Below are 17,518 nucleotides of genomic sequence, written 5' to 3'. Positions count from 1 at the left end.
CCCGGTCCTTGAACTGCCAGGTGTCATGGCCACGCGCAGATTGCGGCGCCCGTGGCTGGACCGGCCCCTGCTCGCGGGGCTCCTGGCATGCAGCATGACCCTGGGCGCTTGCGCCACGCTCGAGCCGTCCGCCGATGCGGGTTTCGCGGGCACGGCCGCGCCGGGCACCGGCGCGACGGGGGCCACGGCCACCACGGCCGCCGCGCAGGCGCCCGCCGAGAACGCCGCAACGGCCCCGGCGGCTGGCACTACAACCGGCGACGCCGCACGCAATGCTCCGGCCGCCGCGTGGGTGGGCGACGCCGAACGGGCCGCGCAATTCGGCATCGCAGTGCTGGCGCCGGCCCAACCCTTGCCAGTGACGCCGGCCGCCCTGTCCGAATCGCGCCCGCTCGACCTGGACGCCATGCCATGCCAGTTGTCACCCGCGGAAGGGTTGGTCGACTCGACGGTGCAGCCCGCCGGGGCCTTCGGCGCCGGCAAGCGGTCAGAAGGGCCCGATGACACGGGAACCGTCGATGCTGGTGCGGACGCCGTGGTTCCCGCGCCTCTGCCTGTGCAATGCGCGAACCTGTTTCCGGATATTCCCGATGTGCCCCGGCAGCGCTACACCTTCGGATTGGAAACCCGCGACCCGGCGCCGGGCGGTTCGGTCATGGTGGTCACGGGGGTGGGGCAGCGCGCCCATCCGGCGTTTGCCGTGTCGGGCACCCAGCAGGGGTTCAGCTTTTCGGGCGGGCGCTGGACATACCGCGATTCGGCCGGTCCGACCCTGGCCCTGGGTCACCTTACCGCCAATGCCCCGCTATGGGGCAGTGCGGTACCGATCGGTGGTCTGCAGGTTTCCGACTGGGCCGGCGGCATGCAGGTAGTGCCCAGCGGCCGGCTGGCGTATTCCTCTGCGGTCGGGGTGCTGAACTACACCGACACGGCGGCCAGGTCGGGCGCCATCGATTATGGCGTCACGGCCGGCAGCGGTACCCTGCGCTACGGCCTGACTCCGGTGCTCACCCTGGAAAGCCAGGTGCAGACGGCGCCGGACATCGCGACCCGGGGCCTGGGCACCACCTACTCGGCGGGCGATCTGGGCACATTCCAGTTGGGAGCCACGCAAAGCACGTTCGATAGCGTCAATGCCTGGCGGTATCGCTTTGGCTATAACGTCAATCTGCTTGAATCGGTCAGCCTGGCCGTCACTAACGAACAAATCGACGCCGGCTTTGGCGACCTGGCGCAGTATCGCGATGGCGCGGTGTCTGCCCCGCGCATGCGCAATACGCTGGCTGCGGGCATACCGATCTCCGGCTGGGGCACTGTCACGGGCACCTACACCGGGCTGCGCGAGTCCGGCGTGGCCATCGAACAGCGCTTCGGCCTGCAGCACAGCATGCTGGTGGCGCCCAGCGTGCGCCTCGCGGTCGGCGCCGACCGGGATGTGGTCACGGGAGACTACGAAATGCGGGCCGGCCTGACCATGCCCGTCGATGCATTTATGCTGGGCCGCTGGCTGCCCTGGTAGGCGGCTTTGTGCCCCCCGCCGTGCTGCCTTGCCAATGAGGCTTAAAATCGCCGCCATGACGCTTTTCCCCACTCCCCATGACTGACCCACGCGCCCAGGGCGTCCTGCAGCGCGTTTTCGGCTACGAATCTTTCCGCGGTGACCAGCAGGCCATCGTCGAGCACGTTATCCAGGGCGGCGACGCGCTGGTGCTGATGCCCACGGGCGGCGGCAAATCGTTGTGCTATCAGGTGCCCGCGCTGGTGCGAGAAGGCACCGGCGTGGTGGTGTCGCCGCTGATTGCGCTCATGCAGGACCAGGTCGATGCCCTGACCGAGCTGGGCGTGCGCGCGGCCTACCTGAATTCCACGCAAGACTGGCGCGTGGCGCGCGAAGTCGAACAGGCGTTTCTGGCCGGCGAGCTCGACTTGCTTTATGTTGCGCCCGAACGGCTGCTGACTGACCGATGCCTGCAGCTGCTCGAGCGCGGCCGCATAGCCCTGTTCGCCATCGATGAGGCCCACTGCGTGTCACAGTGGGGCCACGACTTCCGTCCGGAATACCTGGGCCTGTCGATGCTGCACGAGCGCTGGCCCGACGTGCCGCGCATTGCCCTGACGGCCACCGCCACCGCCGCCACCCGCGTCGAGATCGCCCAACGCCTGGCCTTGGATGAAGCGCGCCATTTCGTGGCGAGCTTCGACCGTCCCAATATCCGTTACCGCATCGTCGAGAAAAACGAGGTGCGGCGCCAGTTGCTCGAGTTGATCCGTAATGAACACGACGGCGATTCCGGCGTCGTGTATTGCCTGTCGCGGGCGCGCGTCGAAGAGACGGCCGATTTCCTGTGCCAGAATGGGGTGAATGCCCTGCCATACCATGCTGGGCTGAGTCCGGCGGTGCGTGCGGGCAACCAGTCGCGGTTCCTGCGTGAAGACGGCATCGTCATGGTGGCCACCATTGCGTTCGGCATGGGCATCGACAAGCCCGATGTGCGATTCGTGGCCCACATCGACCTGCCCAAATCGGTCGAAGGCTATTACCAGGAAACCGGCCGGGCCGGACGCGACGGTCTGCCTGCCACGGCCTGGCTGGCCTACGGTCTGCAAGACGTGGTGCAACAGCGCCGCATGATCGACGAATCGCCGGGCGATGAGCTCTACCGCCGGCGCCTGGGCCAGCAGCTCGAGGCCATGCTGGGCCTGTGCGAAACCGTGGAGTGCAGGCGTGTGCGGCTGCTGGCGTATTTCGGGCAGAACATCACCGCCTGTGGCAATTGCGACGTGTGCCTCGAGCCGCCGCAGTCGTGGGACGGCACCGTCGCCGCGCAGAAAGTGCTGTCGGCCGTCTATCGGCTCTGGAAGGAAAGAGGGCAGCGCTATGGCGCGGGCCACATCATCGACATCCTGCGGGGCAAAGACACCGAGCGTACCCGCCAGCACGGACACGAGACTCTCAGCGTCTTCGGCATCGGGGCCGACCTGTCCGAAAACGCCTGGCGTGGCGTTCTGCGGCAACTGCTGGCCCAGGGCCTGCTTGCCGTGGATACCGACGGCTATGGCACGCTGGCCCTCACGGAAGGTAGCCGCGCCGTGCTCAAGGGCGAACGCCAGCTGATGCTGCGGCGCGAGTCCGAGAAAAAAGCCCGCGCCGGCAAATCTGGCGGCCGTGCGCGCGCGGCCGTGATCGAACTTCCGCCGGAGGCCCAGCCGGTGTTCGAGGCCTTGCGCAATTGGCGAGGCGAGGTCGCCAAGAGTCATGGCGTGCCGGCGTACGTGATCTTTCACGACGCCACGTTGCGCGAAATCGCCCTGGCGCGGCCCGGTTCCATGAATGAACTGGCCCACATCAACGGCGTGGGCACGCGCAAGCTCGAGGCGTACGGCGACGACATCCTGCGGCTGGTGGCGTAGCGGCGCTGAGCAGCCGCGGGAACCTGCTACTTGAACAATTCGCCCGTGCCGGATGGCGGCGCCAGGCCCAGGTGCCGCCAGGTGGTCTGCGTGGCCATGCGTCCGCGCGGGGTGCGCTGCAGATAGCCGTGCTGGATCAGATAAGGCTCGATCACATCTTCGATAGTGTCGCGCTCTTCGCCTATGGCGGCCGCCAGGCTGTCAACCCCTACGGGGCCGCCATCGAACTTGTGAATAATGGCGTCCAGCAGCTTGCGGTCCATCAGGTCGAGGCCTTGCGGGTCGACCTCAAGCATGGCCAGCGCGCGGCCGGCCGAATCGGCATCGATGGTGCCATGCGACTTTACCTGGGCATAATCACGTACGCGGCGCAGCAGCCGGTTGGCAATGCGGGGCGTGCCGCGCGAGCGCCGCGCCACCTCGGCCGCGCCGTCCGGCGTGATCTCGACGTTGAGCAGGCCGGCGCTGCGCGTGACGATGCGCCCCAGGTCGTCGGCGTTATAGAACTCCAGCCGCGAGACGATGCCAAAGCGGTCGCGCAAGGGATTGGTCAGCATCCCGGCGCGGGTGGTCGCGCCTACCAGCGTGAACGGCTGCAGGTCCAGCTTGACGCTGCGCGCGGCCGGGCCTTCACCGATCAGGATATCGATCTGGAAGTCTTCGAGCGCCGGATAAAGAATTTCTTCGACCACGGGCGAAAGCCGATGGATCTCGTCGATGAACAGGACATCGTTCTTTTCAAGATTCGTCAGCAGTGCCGCGAGATCGCCCGGGCGTTCCAGCACCGGCCCGGAGGTCTGGCGCAGCTGCACACCCATTTCGTGCGCAATGATGTGTGCCAACGTGGTCTTGCCCAGGCCGGGAGGGCCAAACAACAACACGTGATCAAGCGCTTCGCCCCGCTTGCGGGCCGCGGCGATGAAGATCTCGAGCTGCTCGCGCGCACGGTGCTGCCCCACGTATTCCTGCAGCGCCTTTGGCCGCAGTGCGCGTTCGATGGATTCTTCATTGGGCGACACCGGCTGGGGCGTCACCAACCGGGGAGCGTCGGGCAGAGAGGAAAGCGAATCAGACTGGATGGCCATAATAAGAAATCAGGCTGGCGTGAGGGCAAAATATACGAGGCCAGCGCAAGCATCGTACACCACCGCGAAACGCCCCGGCACGGCCGCGCATCGCCACGCCTGCCCCCGGCGCGACATCCCGAGGCACCCGCGCGCGATTGCCTTGGCGGCGCCTGTCAGCCTGCCGATTGCCGCCGCCTTCCGTCCCGCGCGCCCCGGTTCAGGCGATATCATGCATTCGTTAGCCATTCGCATCGAAGGACCACCATGCCCGTTGACCTGCCCACATACGATGACGTCGTGCGCGCCAGCCAGACCCTGGATGGCGTGGCCCACCGCACCCCCGTGCTGCGTTCATCCACCGCCGATGCGCGCACCGGCGCCCAGATCTACTTCAAGTGCGAAAACTTCCAGCGGATGGGGGCCTTCAAATTCCGCGGCGGCTACAACGCCATTGCGCGCCTCAGCCCTTCGCAACGCGACGCCGGCGTCGTCACTTTTTCATCCGGCAATCACGCCCAGGCCATCGCGCTGGCCGCACGCCTGCTGGGCGTGCGGGCCACCATCATCATGCCGCACGATGCGCCGGCGGCCAAGCGCGCCGCCACCGAGGGGTATGGTGGCCATGTGGTCACCTACGACCGGTATACCGATGACCGCGAAGCCGTCGCCAGGGGCATCCAGGCCGAAACCGGCGCCACCCTCATTCCACCCTATGACCACGCCGATGTGATCGCAGGGCAGGGCACGGCCGCCAAGGAATTGTTTGAAGAAGTCGGCCCGCTGGACGCCTTGTTCGTATGCCTGGGCGGTGGCGGCCTGCTCGCCGGATCGGCCCTGTCAGCGCGCGCGCTCAGCCCCGGCTGCGCCGTATACGGCGTCGAACCGGAGGCTGGCAACGACGGACAGCAGTCACTGCGCAAGGGCGAGATCGTGCGTATCCCCACCCCCAAGTCGCTGGCCGACGGTGCCGTCACCACGCATCTGGGGCAGCTGACCTTTCCGATCATCCAGCAGCAGGTCGACGATATTGTTACGGTTACCGACGCACAATTGGTCGATACGATGCGATTCTTCGCCGAGCGCATGAAGATCGTGGTGGAACCCACCGGCTGCCTTTCCACCGCCGCGGTCTGGCACCAGGTGGTACCGGTGCCGGGCAAGCGGATCGGGGTCATAATCAGCGGGGGCAACGTCGATCTGCCCAATTACGCCCGCTTGCTGGCGGGTTGAACGGCATGCTTGCGGCGGCCTGTCCGCCCAGGCAGAATGAACCGACAGGTTTGATGTGACGAGGGCAGCGACTATGCGTATTCTGCTCGTTGGCGGTACCGGCTTTCTGGGCCGGCATGTGGCGGCGCGGCTGGCCGCAGAAGGCCAGATCGTACTCGTTCCCACGCGCCAGTATGCGCGTGGCCGTAATCTGCAATTGCTGCCCGGGCTGCACTTGCTCGAGGCCGATGTGCACGACGACGCCGCGCTCGATGGCCTGCTGCGTGAATGTGATGCGGTCATCAATCTGGCGGGCGTGCTGCACGGCGGTATCGGCCAACCCTATGGCGCGGGGTTTGCGCGCGTGCACGTCGAACTGCCACGGCGGATTGCCCAGGCTTGCCGCCGGCGGGGCATACGGCGCCTGCTGCACGTCAGCGCGCTGTGCGCAGATTCATCGGGCCCCAGCATGTACCTGCGATCCAAGGGCGATGGCGAAGCAGCCCTGCGCGACGCATTCGCCGACTGGCCCGAGGCTGCGTGCACCGTGTTCCGCCCGTCTGTGGTCTTCGGCCAGGACGACCGTTTCACCACGCTGTTCGCGCGGCTGGCGCGCTGGCTGCCCGTCATTCCGCTGGCCGGCGCCGAATCGCGCATGCAGCCGGTGTGGGTCGGCGATGTGGCCGGCGCCATCGTGGGTTCTCTGAACAACCCACTCACCTACGGCCGTACCTACGAACTGGCCGGCCCGCAGGTGCATACCCTGCGAGAAATCGTGCGCCTGTGCGCGCACTGGAGCGGCCATCCGCGGCCCGTGTGCGCGCTGCCCATGGGATTGGGCCGATTTCAGGCGTGGTGCTTCGAATGCATGCCTGGCGACCCGGTGATGTCGCGCGATAACCTGGCATCGCTCACGATCGACAATATCGGATCGGCCGCCATGGCCCCTGAACTGGGCGTGGTGCCCATCAGCATGGAAGCCGTCGTGCCGGGCTACCTGAAGCGAAGCCCGGCCCCGTAGGTCCAGGCAGGGCGCAGGCTGTCCGGGGCAAGTCTTTCAACGCACCAGCGCCTTCAATGCCAGGCGAATGCCGTCCGACACGCCGGTGCCTTCCGGCAGTTTCTTCAAGGCCGCCTGGGATTCTTTGTCGGAATAGCCGAGCGCCAGCAGCGCGTTCAGGATGTCGGCCTGGCTGTCGGGCACGGCATGGGAAGCGGCGCCGATGTCGGCGCCGAGCTTGCCGCGCATCTCCAGCAGCAGGCGCTCGGCGGTTTTCTTGCCTATGCCGGGCACGCGCGTGAGGCGGCCCGATTCCTGCAGGGTGATCGCCTGCGCCAGTTCGGCTACCGAAAGCCCAGACAATACCGACAGCGCGGTGCGTGCGCCGATGCCGCTTACCTTGATCAGTTCGCGGAAGGCACCGCGTTCGGCCGCCGTGGCGAAGCCATACAGAATGTGCGCGTCTTCGCGCACCGTCAGGTGTGTATGCAGCGTCACCCGTGCGCCGTTCTCGGGCAGGGCATACAGGGTGCTCATGGGCACCTCGATGTCATAGCCCAGGCCGTTGACGTCCACGCAGATGGTGGGCGGCAGTTTTTCGATCAGGGTTCCGGTAATGCGTCCGATCATGTGCAGGTGCCCGCCAATAAAAGAATGGCGCGCCGCGCGCGCCTGCCGGCATTCTAAACGGTGTGCACGCCAGGGTCAGCCTACCAGGCGGCCGCCACGCAGACGGGCGCCGCCGCGCAACCCGGTGCAGGACGACAGCGCGCCCAACCGGGACTGCAGGGGGCCTACGTGCGCGTGGCAGATGGCGCAGGCCAGCGCGTCGGCCGAGTCGGGAGCCGGCATGCCGTCGAGGGACAGCAGGCGCTGCACCATCATCTGGACTTGCTCTTTGGCGGCGCGGCCAGTGCCCACCACCGCCTTCTTGATTTGAAGCGCGGTGTATTCGTGCACTGCGAGCTGGCTGTCGGCCAAGGCGCACAGCGCCGCCCCGCGGGCCTGCCCCAGGAGCAGGGTAGACGCCGGGTTGGCGTTCAGGAACACGATTTCGAGCGCCGCCACGTCGGGGCGGGTGTCGCGGGCAACTTCGCGCAGATTGTCCAGAATGACCTTCAGCCGATCCGGCAGCGCCAGGGCCGGCGGCACGACGATGGTGCCGCTGGCCACATAGCGCAGCCGCGCGCCCTTGGCTTCGATGACACCGAAGCCGGTGCGGCGCAGGCCGGGGTCGATGCCGAGTACGCGCATCAGTGGCGGAAGTGACGCGTGCCGGTGAGCACCATGGCGATGCCATGCTCGTCGGCCGCCGCGATGACTTCGTCATCACGCACACTGCCACCGGGCTGGATCACGCAGGTGGCGCCGGCCGCCACGACCACGTCCAGGCCGTCGCGGAACGGGAAGAAGGCGTCGGAGGCCACCGCCGAACCCTGCAGCGTCAGGCCCGCGTGCTCCGCCTTGATGGAAGCAATGCGGGCCGAGTCGACCCGGCTCATCTGGCCGGCTCCCACGCCCAGCGTCATGCCATTGCCCGCGAAGACGATGGCGTTCGACTTCACGTACTTGGCCACTTTCCAGGCAAAGCTCAGATCGTTCATTTCCTGCTCGGTAGGCTGGCGCCGGGTCACCACCCTGAGCGCGTCGCGCGGCACGTTGTAGGAATCGGGCGTCTGCACCAGCCAGCCCCCGCCCACGCGCTTGATGTCGAACGCGTTGTGGCCGGCGCCGGCGGGAATCTCGAGGACGCGCACATTTTTCTTGGCGGCAAGCACGGCCAGGGCCGCGCCATCGTAGCCGGGGGCAAGCAGCACTTCCAGAAACTGGCCGCTGACGGCTTCGGCCGTGGCTGCGTCGACCGGTCGGTTGAACGCGATGATGCCGCCAAACGCCGACGTGGGGTCGGTCTTGAAGGCCTGCTGATAGGCGTTCAGGGTATCGGCCGCAACCGCTACGCCGCACGGATTGGCATGCTTGACGATAACGCACGCCGGGGTGTCGAAGCTGCGCACGCATTCCCAGGCGGCATCGGCGTCGGCGATGTTGTTGTACGACAGTTCCTTGCCTTGCAGTTGCCGGTAATTGCCGAGCAGGCCCGCGGGGCGCTGGCTGTCGACATAGAAGGCGGCCTGCTGGTGCGGGTTTTCGCCGTAGCGCAGTGCCTGCGCCTGCCGGACCTGCAACGTCAGGGTGCCGGGCCAGTCCTGGCGCGCCGGAGCGACGTCCTGCGCCGGCGCCGGTTCGGCCAGGCTGGTCAGGTAGCCGGCGATGGCACCGTCATAAGCGGCCGTGTGGGCATACGTTTTGGCGGCCAGCTCGAGACGCAGCGCGTATGACGTAGACCCGCCCTGATCCATCTCGGCGAGCACGCGCGAATAGTCGGCCGGGTCGATCACGACCGTGACCCCTCCGGCATCGGTGCCATGGTTCTTGGCTGCGGCGCGCAGCATGGCGGGGCCGCCGATGTCGATGTTCTCGACCGCGTCGGCAAAGCTGCAATCCGGGCGCGCAATGGTTTCGCGGAACGGATACAGGTTCACCACCAGCATGTCGATGCGGTCGATGCCGTGCTTGGCGATGGTGTCCAGGTGTTCGGCGCTGTCGCGGCGCGCCAGCAGGCCGCCATGGATCTTGGGGTGCAGCGTCTTGACCCGGCCATCGAGGATCTCGGGCGACCCGGTATGCGCAGCCACTTCGGTGACGGCCAGGCCGGACTCGGCCAGCAGGCGGGCGGTGCCGCCGGTGGAAAGCAGGCGTACGCCGCGCGCAGCCAGCGCGCGGGCGAATTCGACGATGCCGGTCTTGTCGGACACCGAGAGCAGGGCGGTTTCGATTTTCATGAGGGGGCGGCTGATTGAATGGAAAGCGGTCGCGAGCGCGGCTGGGCGCTCAGGGCTGGATGTTGTGGGCCTGCAGCTTCTTGCGCAGCGTATTGCGCGTGATGCCGAGCATTTCGGAGGCCCGCGACTGGTTGCCGCCCGAGCGCTCGAGGGCGACTTCGAGCACCGGGCGTTCGACGCAACGCATCACCATGTCCCACATATCGTGGGGCTGGGATTCGCCCAGGTCTTCGAAATAGCGCTCCAGGCTGGCGCGCACGCAGTCTTCCAGGACATCTTTCTTGCTCATGTGTACAAATTTTATAGTTGGAGGTGGGTGGCGGATCACGCCGCCAGCAGGGGTTGCGCGTCGGTGGCCCGAAGTACAGGGCCGCCGCGGACAATTTGGTCGAACCACTCGGACACGGCGCGCCATTGGTCGCGCGTGTTGTCGATGAGGTTCATGCGGTCGCGGAACGAATCCGCGCCCGGCAGGCCTTCTATATACCAGCCGATATGCTTGCGGGCCGAGCGCACGCCGGTGTGCTCGCCGTAGAAGCGGTAATGGTCTTCCAGGTGCTCGAGCAGCAGATCGCGCATTTCTTCGGGGGAAGGCGGCGCCAGCGTGTCGCCCGTGCGCAGGTAGTGATCGATTTCGCGGAATATCCAGGGTCGCCCCTGCGCCGCCCGGCCGATCATGACTGCATCGGCCCCAGTGTAATCCAGGACGTGGCGCGCTTTCCGGGGGCTGTCGATGTCGCCGTTGGCAATTACCGGAATGGACACCTCGGCCTTGACCGCGCGTATGGTGTCGTATTCCGCCTCGCCAGTGTAAAGGTCGGCGCGGGTTCGTCCGTGCAGCGCCAGGGCGGCGATCCCGGCATCCTGGGCGCGGCGGGCGACGCGCAGCGCATTGCGATGTTCGCGATCCCAGCCCGTGCGGGTCTTGAGCGTGACGGGAACACCCAGCGGCTCGCACGCCGCCACGACGGCATCGAGAATGCGGGCGACCAGATCTTCGTCGCGCAGCAGGGCCGACCCCGAAGCCAGGTTGCACACTTTTTTCACCGGGCAGCCCATGTTGATGTCGATGATGCGAGCGCCCCGCGCGGCGTTGAAGGCGGCCGCCTCGGCCATCATGGCCGGGTCTGCGCCGGCGATCTGTACGGCCACGGGCGCGATCTCGCCGTCATGGTTCAGGCGGCGGGAGGTCTTGACGCTATCCCATAGCCGCGGGTTGCTGGCGGCCATTTCAGATACAGCGTGGCCCGCGCCCAGCCGTTTGCATAACTGGCGGAAGGGCCGGTCGGTCACTCCCGCCATGGGAGCGACGAGCACGTTGTTGGGAAGGGTCCAGGGGCCGATGCGCATGGGCGGGATTTTACCCGCCTTCAATGCGGCCCCGTTTGACCGGCGCGCCTGCCCCCGCGCCCGCCTTTGCGCCGGCACCCGCCGCTGGTGCCACGCCAGCGGAGCGCGTGGCGGGCGGCCTGGTCGAGGGCCCGGCAGCGCCGGCGCCCGAACCTTAGGCGCGCAATCCCTGCAGCAGGTGCCGCGCCAGCGGTGCCCGCAGCGGGGCGGCCACGTCAAGGGCCAGTAAGCCCAGGCCGCACGCGTGTTCCAGCGGAGCCAGGCCGGTAGCGAACGCACGCGGCATCACGTCAGTCAGTCCGGCGGTAATCCAGCGGTCGGCGCGTCGGGACCGGCCGAATTCCGCCAACGCCGGCCGTGGGTCGGCGGCCGCGTCTGCCAGCCAGTCAGCCAGCGCCTGCGCCAGGCGCGCCGCGTCGCGCAGTCCGAGGTTCAGCCCCTGGCCGGCCACGGGATGCAAAGTCTGCGCTGCGTTGCCGATCGCGACCAGGCGGTCCTGCACCAACGTACGCCGTGCATTGAGCGCCAGAGGAAAGAGATGGCGTGGCGCCTGGCTGTGGAGCCGGCCCAGGCGGGTGCCGAATGCGCGGCTCAGCGCCGCGGAAAAAGCGGTGTTGTCCAGGTTCGCGAGTTCCGCGGCACGCCCGGGGCTGCTGCACCACACCACCGAATAAGCCCCGGGCTCGTGGGGGTGCGGCAGCAGCGCCAGCGGGCCTTCCCGGGTAAAGCGTTCCCATGCCCAGCCCGGACGGGGCAGGGCGGCCTGGGCGCTGGTGATCACGGCATGCTGGTCGTATTCGCGGCGCAAGTCGTCGCCGCCGCTGCCGTCCGACAATACCGCTACCGCGCACCGCAGTTCGGTGTCGCCTTGCCGCACGATGACGCTTTGGCCATCCTGGGCGTGCACTTGCGCCGCCGGGCCGTGCAGCACGGTCACGCCACTGGCTTGCACGCGTTCGAGAAGAACGCCGTGAAGGTCTGCATAAGAGACTGTGCTGCCCAGGCGCTCGACCTGGAAGTCGTCGCAGCGGATCAACGTGCTCCCGAGCCGCCCGCGTTGCGATACATGCACGGTGCGGATATCCGCGGCGCGGCCGGGCCAGGCCTGCATCGCTTCGAGCAGCACGCGGCTGCCATGGTTCAGCGCCAGTACGCGGGGGTCGGCAGCGGGCACGATGAGCGGCTCGGCCGTGCCGGGGGCCTGCTGGCGGCCTGCGTGCTGGCCAGCTGAGGTCGCATGCTGCCGGGTGGTCGTGCGGGCAGCGCCGCCACCCTGATCAGGCGCGCGGCCCTCAGAGGGCGCTGCCGCGGCGTCCGCGCCGGGCGCCGGCACGTCCCTCTTGGGCGCCGAGGTTCCTGCCAGCAGAACAATGCGCCCGGGCCGCGCCGTGAGGCGGGCCAGCAGCAGCGCCAGGGTCCGACCCACAGGGCCGGCGCCCAGGATGGCAATATCGTAGGCAGACTGATTCATGCTGGAATTCTACCGTCCACTACAATCGCGGGCATTCCGATCCAAGTCCGTCGCGCGGCGTTCGCGGGGCGTGGCCGGCGGCGCGGGTCGGCCACCTCATGGCGCCACCCCTGGGCCGGCGCCATGGCCCGGCTTCGGGCCAATGCCGTCGTTCGCGCCGCCCGGACTCCACCCGCCCGGCGGCGTCAAAAACCAGAATCGAGATCGTTCGCTATGTCGCCTGTGTCGTCTTCGTCGTCCGTTCCGTCGTCAGCGCCTCGCCGCAAGCTGCTGGCGGGCGTGCTTGCCTGCCTGTTCGGCTGGCTGGGCGCCCACTGGTGGTATCTGGGGCGCCGGCATGCCTGGATGGTCACGCTTGCCTCGCTGGCCTGTCTCGCGGCGGCCACGCAATTTCCGGTCTGGTACGACAATCCGGCGTTTTTCCTGTTGTTCATCCCCATGATCGATGGCTTTATCGAGGGGGTCGTGTTCAGCGTGATGCCGGATGAAAAATTCGATCGTCTGTACAACCCGGCGCACGGCCGCGTGAATCAGACCGGCTGGGGGCCGGTATTGGTGGCCATATTCGGCACGCTGGTTGGCGCGACCGCGGGCATCTTCGGTATTGCCATGGTCGTTGTCTACACCTGGACAGCCATGGGCTGGCTCGACGGCTACGTTTTCTGACGGCCCGGCGGCCGCCACCCGCTATTCACGCATCAACGCTTCGATCTCGCGCGCATCCACGGGTACTCCGCGCGTGATCAGTTCGCAACCTTCCTCGGTGACCAGCGCGTCGTCTTCGATGCGGATGCCGATGTCCCAAAAGGCGCGCGGCACATCTTCGGCAGCGCGCACGTAAATGCCGGGTTCGATCGTCAGCAGCATGCCGGGCGCAAGCGTACGCCACGGCCGCACGCCGTCGGCGGCAGGCGCGCCGCAGCGATAATCTCCCGCGTCGTGCACGTCCATGCCCAGCCAGTGGCCGGTGCGGTGCATGTAGAACCGGGTGTAGGCGCCGGATTCAATCACGCCGTCGAGCGAGCCCTGCAACAGCCCATTATCGAGCATGCCTTGCGCCAGCACCCGCACGGCCGCTTCGTGCGCGTCGTTGAAGCTGCGTCCGGGCGCCGTCGCGGCCACCGCGGCCGCCTGGGCTGCCTCGACAAGGTCGTACAGCGCCCGTTGCGGCCCGCTGAACCTGCCGTTGGCGGGAAACGTGCGCGTGATGTCGGCGGCGTATCCGTCCACTTCGCAGCCCGCGTCAATCAGCACCAGCTCGCCGTCGCGCAGCACCGTATCGCCGGCGGCGTAGTGCAGCACGCATGCATTGGCGCCAGCTGCCACGATGCTGGGATACGCTGGCGACTGGGCACCATGGCGCCGGAACTCGTACAGCAATTCGGCTTCCAGCTCGTATTCGTGCTGCCCGACGCGGGCAGCACGCATTGCGCGCGCATGGGCGCCCGCCGATATCCGTGCCGCGCGGCGCATGGTGGCGATCTCGGCCGGATCTTTCACCAGGCGCATCTCGGCCAGCAAGGGGCGCAGATCCTGCATGCGCGCCGGCGGCAGTCGCCGGCCCCGGCCTTGCTGTTCGGCAGCCGCCAGCCAGCGGCGCATCTTGCGTTGCGCCGCACCGCGCGCAGCGAAGGGCCGGTACAGAGTGGGCTGGTCCAGCAGCAGTTCGGGCAGCAATTGGTCGAGTTCGTCGATGCCATAGGCTTCGTCGAACCCGAACGCCGTGCGGGCGGCATCCGGCCCGAAGCGGTAACCTTCCCATATTTCCTGATCGGCATGCCGCGGCCGGCAGAACAGTATCGTCCGTTCGGTGGGGCCGGCTACCAGGACCAGCCAGGCTTCGGGTTCCGTGAACCCGGTCAGATAGAAAAAATCACTGTCATGGCGATAGGGATACTCGGTGTCGCGGTTGCGTAACGCCGGGGGCGCAGTCGCCACGACGGCGACGCCGCCGCCCGAACGGCGCATGTCGTCCAGCAGGCGGCGGCGACGTTCCACATAAGGGGCGATATCGGTGGGCGGCAGGCTCATGGCGCAGATTCTCATACCGGAAACAGGGCCGGCGCGGGCCGGGGGTACGCCTACTTTACCGCGCCCGCGGCCTGGCCGGTTGCAGGGACGCCTGCTACAATGCGCGCCACTGTCATTGGGGAGTAGCCATCCTTTGAATCCCCAAAGGAGTCAGCGTCAACAGACTTGGTGGTTTCGTACCCCATGGCGCTGACGGTTCCCGTGCTGCGGCCGTCTGCGCCGCACCGGGTCAGCCAGGCGAGACCTTTGGCCGCGTTGCGTATCCGCCAGCCGGGCGAGCCGCATCGTCGCGCCATGGGTTTCTGCTCGTCCGGCTCGCATCATGCTGCTCACCCTGTTCCTGTTTTTCCTGTCGGCCCTGGTCATCTACTTTGCCTGCGAATATTTCGTCAATGGCATCGAGTGGGTAGGCCATCGGATGAAATTGGGCGCCACGGCCACCGGCACCGTGCTGGCGGCGTTCGGCACCGCGCTGCCCGAAAGCGCAGTCACTTTCATGGCCGTGGTGTTTGGCACCACGCCCGAACAAAAAGATATCGGCGTGGGCGCCGCCATGGGAGGCCCCCTGGTGCTCGCCACCCTGGCTTACGCGGTAGTGGGGTGGGCATTGTGGCAAGGAGGGCGCAGCGCGGCCCGCATCAATGCAGACCAGCAGCGGCTGGCGCGCGACCAGGCCTGGTTCATGGGCGTGTTCGTCATCAAGCTGGGTCTGGGCCTGCTGGTGTTCGCCTGGAAACCCTGGCTGGGCCTGTTCTTTCTGGCGGTCTACGGGCTGTATGTGAAGCGCGAGCTCGCCAACGACGAGCCCTGCCTCGACTGCGACGACATCGAGCCGCTGAAGCTTCGCCCCCGCGATCCCTCGCCCTCGATGGCCTGGGCCACCGCCCAGACGGTGCTTGCACTGCTCGTGATCGCCGGCGCGTCGCATGTGTTTGTGCGCCAGATCGAGCTGCTGGGTATCGCCATGGGCGCGTCTGCCCACGTTGCCGCGCTGTTGCTGGCGCCCGTGGCCACCGAGCTTCCCGAAATCATGAACGCCCTGATCTGGGTACGGCAGGGGAAAGAGCGCCTGGCGCTCGCGAACATTTCCGGCGCCATGATGATCCAGGCGACGATACCCAGCGCGTTGGGCATATTCCTGACGCCCTGGCTGCTCGACGGCCCCCTGATCGCGGCCGGCCTGTTCACTCTGATGTCGATATCCCTGTTGTGGCTGCGGTTCCGTCGCGCGGGCATGAGCGTGCCCGTACTGTCGACGGTGGGCGGGTTCTATGGACTATTCGCCTTATACCTGGGCTGGCACTTCGTGCGCTGAGGCGCCTAGCATACAACGCCGGGAAAACCCTTGTGGATAAACAGTAAAGCGCGTAAAATCGATATGTTTACATCATACGGAGTTGCTCTGTGAATACCGATTCCGGCGACAGTTGTCGATCTTGCATCGACGTCGCTGCCTGACAGGATCCACGCAGAACTCCATCTGCCGCATCCTGTCAGCGCAGGGTGCGGTACGTGGCGGTAGGTTCTTTACCGCCATACTCCCGCAATAAACCGCCAGAACCGTTGCTGTGCCCACACGGCTCGCGTCGTCGTGCACGTCTCCCGTGCAGTCGCGTGCGCCGTGCAGACACGCGCGTTCGCACGAGCGCTCCCTGCTTCAGGGAGGTTGCCATGCGTTTATTCGACCTGTTCATGCGCCGTGCCGGCGTGGACCGCGCCGCGCTCACCCGCCGTGCAGGCACATCGCGCCTGACCATTGAGTGCCCGCGCGATGCGCTGGGCGCAGTGCGCAAGCAGATATGTCTGGATTTCGGCGCCGCGGGCATCGATGTGGCCCAGTTCCAGATCGATTCCGGTCACGATGCCGATTTCGCCTCGGCCTGCATCACGGTCAACTGTCCGCCCGAGTTGCGCCCCGAGCTCATGTCCCAGGCGCGTCGCCTGCGGGCCAATCCCGTCGTGCGCCACGTGCGGTTTGGCGCGTCGGCCCGAGCCTGACTCTCCCGAGGCCTCGCCCGTGGGCAGGTCAACTACAATGCCACCACGGGCGTGGCCCGCGTTTAGTCAGGTTTATCGGATTTCGGCATGGAATGGCTCGGCTGGCTCGTACCGTGGGAATTTTCCCCGGCCCTGGTGGCTGCCTTCGTGGCAAGCATTGTTCTCTTCGTACGGGGGCAGCGCGTCCATCGCGTGACGCGCGCGCGGCAATTCCTGTTCTGGTCCGGCCTGATCGTGCTGTACCTGTCCCTGCACACGCGCGTCGACTATTACGCCGAGCGCATGTTCTTCATTCACCGGGTTCAGCATCTGGTACTGCATCACCTGGGCCCATTGCTGGTCATGGCGGCCTTTCCCGGTTCAGTCATGCGTGCGGGCCTGCCCATGGCCTGGCGCATACGGCTGCGCGATTTCCTGCGCACCGCCAGCGGCCGCGCCGTGGTGGCGGTGCTGACCAACCCCTACTTCGTGCCCGCGCTGTTCGTCTTCCTGGTGCTGGTATGGCTGATTCCCTCGGTGCAGTTCTATTCCATGCTCGACTGGCGCCTGTACCGGCTCATGAACTGGTCGGTGGTGATCAGCGGGTTCATGTACTGGAACCTCATCCTCGACCGGCGGCCCAGCCCGCCCGCGGCGATGAGTCCGGGTGGCCGGGTGCTGTCTCCGGTGCTGACCATGGCCCCGCAGATGGTGGCGGGCGCGGTGATCACGTTCACCGAATACGACATCTACCCCCTGTTCGAGCTGTGCGGGCGGGCGATATCGATGTCGGCCCAGACTGACCAGACCATAGGCGGCCTGACCATGTGGATTCCGGCCGCCATGGTAGAAGTCTTCGGCCTGATGGTGGCGCTGGGCACATTGATGCGCTTGTCGGGCAAGGGCCGCCTGCGTCCCGAAGATCGCCAGGCGCGCGACCGTGTCCGCTCGCGCGAACGGGCTGAAGCCGCCGAGGCCGCCCGCGCGGCGTCTACCCACTGAGCCACGGATAAGCCTTGGGCTGCGACCCGCACCCTGGACGCCGGCAAGGTTTCTGATTTGACGGACTCGGCCCGGAATGGGCCGAGCGCAGTGAGCGAGCGGCCACTGGGCCACGGGCGGCGTCCGCCCCGACCCGGTGGCGCCGTTTGCCGGGCCG

General features: G+C 67.1%; 16 protein-coding genes and 1 riboswitch. Of the genes, 8 read left to right on the top strand and 8 right to left on the bottom strand.

Annotated features, from left to right (window positions below):
• Positions 1–94: 94 nt before the first annotated feature.
• Both ACV17W_RS08440 and recQ read left to right on the top strand, forming a co-directional pair.
• On the top strand, positions 95–1,519 hold the full coding sequence (locus ACV17W_RS08440) for a fimbrial protein (protein WP_462595975.1): 1,425 nt from the start codon (positions 95–97) through the stop codon (positions 1,517–1,519).
• A 77-nt stretch (positions 1,520–1,596) separates the two neighbouring features.
• Positions 1,597–3,411, top strand: a complete 1,815-nt coding sequence (gene recQ, locus ACV17W_RS08435; RefSeq protein ID WP_462595974.1) for a DNA helicase RecQ — start codon at positions 1,597–1,599, stop codon at positions 3,409–3,411.
• Between the two features lie 26 nt (positions 3,412–3,437).
• Here recQ and ruvB read toward each other — a convergent pair whose 3' ends face one another.
• Positions 3,438–4,496, bottom strand: coding sequence for a Holliday junction branch migration DNA helicase RuvB (gene ruvB / locus ACV17W_RS08430; protein ID WP_462595973.1), 1,059 nt, complete (start codon positions 4,494–4,496; stop codon positions 3,438–3,440).
• 246 nt (positions 4,497–4,742) lie between these two features.
• Between ruvB and ACV17W_RS08425 the strand changes: the two genes are divergently transcribed.
• Both ACV17W_RS08425 and ACV17W_RS08420 read left to right on the top strand, forming a co-directional pair.
• Positions 4,743–5,708 carry a threo-3-hydroxy-L-aspartate ammonia-lyase gene (locus ACV17W_RS08425; protein WP_462595972.1) on the top strand — a complete coding sequence of 322 codons (966 nt, stop codon included), beginning with the start codon at positions 4,743–4,745 and terminating at the stop codon, positions 5,706–5,708.
• A 73-nt stretch (positions 5,709–5,781) separates the two neighbouring features.
• Entirely contained in the window at positions 5,782–6,708 is a 927-nt protein-coding gene (locus tag ACV17W_RS08420) for a complex I NDUFA9 subunit family protein (RefSeq protein WP_462595971.1), read from the top strand.
• A gap of 36 nt (positions 6,709–6,744) precedes the next feature.
• On the opposite strand, the gene ruvA is transcribed toward ACV17W_RS08420, so the two are convergent.
• The 6 genes from ruvA to ACV17W_RS08390 all read right to left on the bottom strand — a co-directional run bounded on the left by ruvA (position 6,745) and on the right by ACV17W_RS08390 (position 12,351).
• Positions 6,745–7,317: a Holliday junction branch migration protein RuvA gene (gene ruvA / locus ACV17W_RS08415; RefSeq protein WP_462595970.1), complete on the bottom strand. Its 573-nt coding sequence runs from the start codon at positions 7,315–7,317 to the stop codon at positions 6,745–6,747.
• 75 nt (positions 7,318–7,392) lie between these two features.
• Entirely contained in the window at positions 7,393–7,941 is a 549-nt protein-coding gene (ruvC, locus tag ACV17W_RS08410; protein ID WP_462595969.1) for a crossover junction endodeoxyribonuclease RuvC, read from the bottom strand.
• The gene (gene purH / locus ACV17W_RS08405; RefSeq protein ID WP_462595968.1) at positions 7,941–9,530 is read right to left on the bottom strand and encodes a bifunctional phosphoribosylaminoimidazolecarboxamide formyltransferase/IMP cyclohydrolase; all 1,590 of its coding nucleotides are present in this window, start codon (positions 9,528–9,530) and stop codon (positions 7,941–7,943) included. Before purH ends, ruvC begins: the two co-directional genes overlap by 1 nt.
• Positions 9,531–9,579: 49 nt before the next feature.
• Entirely contained in the window at positions 9,580–9,819 is a 240-nt protein-coding gene (locus tag ACV17W_RS08400) for a helix-turn-helix domain-containing protein (protein WP_026639908.1), read from the bottom strand.
• A 35-nt stretch (positions 9,820–9,854) separates the two neighbouring features.
• On the bottom strand, positions 9,855–10,880 hold the full coding sequence (gene dusB / locus ACV17W_RS08395; protein WP_462595967.1) for a tRNA dihydrouridine synthase DusB: 1,026 nt from the start codon (positions 10,878–10,880) through the stop codon (positions 9,855–9,857).
• 154 nt (positions 10,881–11,034) lie between these two features.
• Complete coding sequence (locus ACV17W_RS08390; protein ID WP_462595966.1) at positions 11,035–12,351, bottom strand: FAD-dependent monooxygenase; 1,317 nt, start codon at positions 12,349–12,351, stop codon at positions 11,035–11,037.
• 213 nt (positions 12,352–12,564) lie between these two features.
• Between ACV17W_RS08390 and ACV17W_RS08385 the strand changes: the two genes are divergently transcribed.
• Complete coding sequence (locus ACV17W_RS08385; RefSeq protein ID WP_462595965.1) at positions 12,565–13,017, top strand: NINE protein; 453 nt, start codon at positions 12,565–12,567, stop codon at positions 13,015–13,017.
• Between the two features lie 21 nt (positions 13,018–13,038).
• Here ACV17W_RS08385 and ACV17W_RS08380 read toward each other — a convergent pair whose 3' ends face one another.
• Positions 13,039–14,382: an aminopeptidase P N-terminal domain-containing protein gene (locus ACV17W_RS08380; protein WP_462595964.1), complete on the bottom strand. Its 1,344-nt coding sequence runs from the start codon at positions 14,380–14,382 to the stop codon at positions 13,039–13,041.
• A gap of 105 nt (positions 14,383–14,487) precedes the next feature.
• Positions 14,488–14,663, top strand: a riboswitch (yybP-ykoY riboswitch).
• A 41-nt stretch (positions 14,664–14,704) separates the two neighbouring features.
• Between ACV17W_RS08380 and ACV17W_RS08375 the strand changes: the two genes are divergently transcribed.
• From ACV17W_RS08375 to ACV17W_RS08365, 3 genes are all read left to right on the top strand, one after another.
• Positions 14,705–15,697, top strand: coding sequence for a sodium:calcium antiporter (locus ACV17W_RS08375; RefSeq protein ID WP_462595963.1), 993 nt, complete (start codon positions 14,705–14,707; stop codon positions 15,695–15,697).
• A gap of 356 nt (positions 15,698–16,053) precedes the next feature.
• On the top strand, positions 16,054–16,380 hold the full coding sequence (locus ACV17W_RS08370) for a hypothetical protein (protein WP_462595962.1): 327 nt from the start codon (positions 16,054–16,056) through the stop codon (positions 16,378–16,380).
• 87 nt (positions 16,381–16,467) lie between these two features.
• Positions 16,468–17,361 (top strand): cytochrome c oxidase assembly protein, encoded by an 894-nt coding sequence (locus tag ACV17W_RS08365; protein WP_462595961.1) that lies wholly within the window; start codon positions 16,468–16,470, stop codon positions 17,359–17,361.
• Positions 17,362–17,518 lie beyond the last annotated feature (157 nt).

The organism is Bordetella sp. MIP270_01_BMS (assembly GCF_054958705.1).
This window is presented reverse-complemented; position numbering and strand designations above follow the sequence as displayed.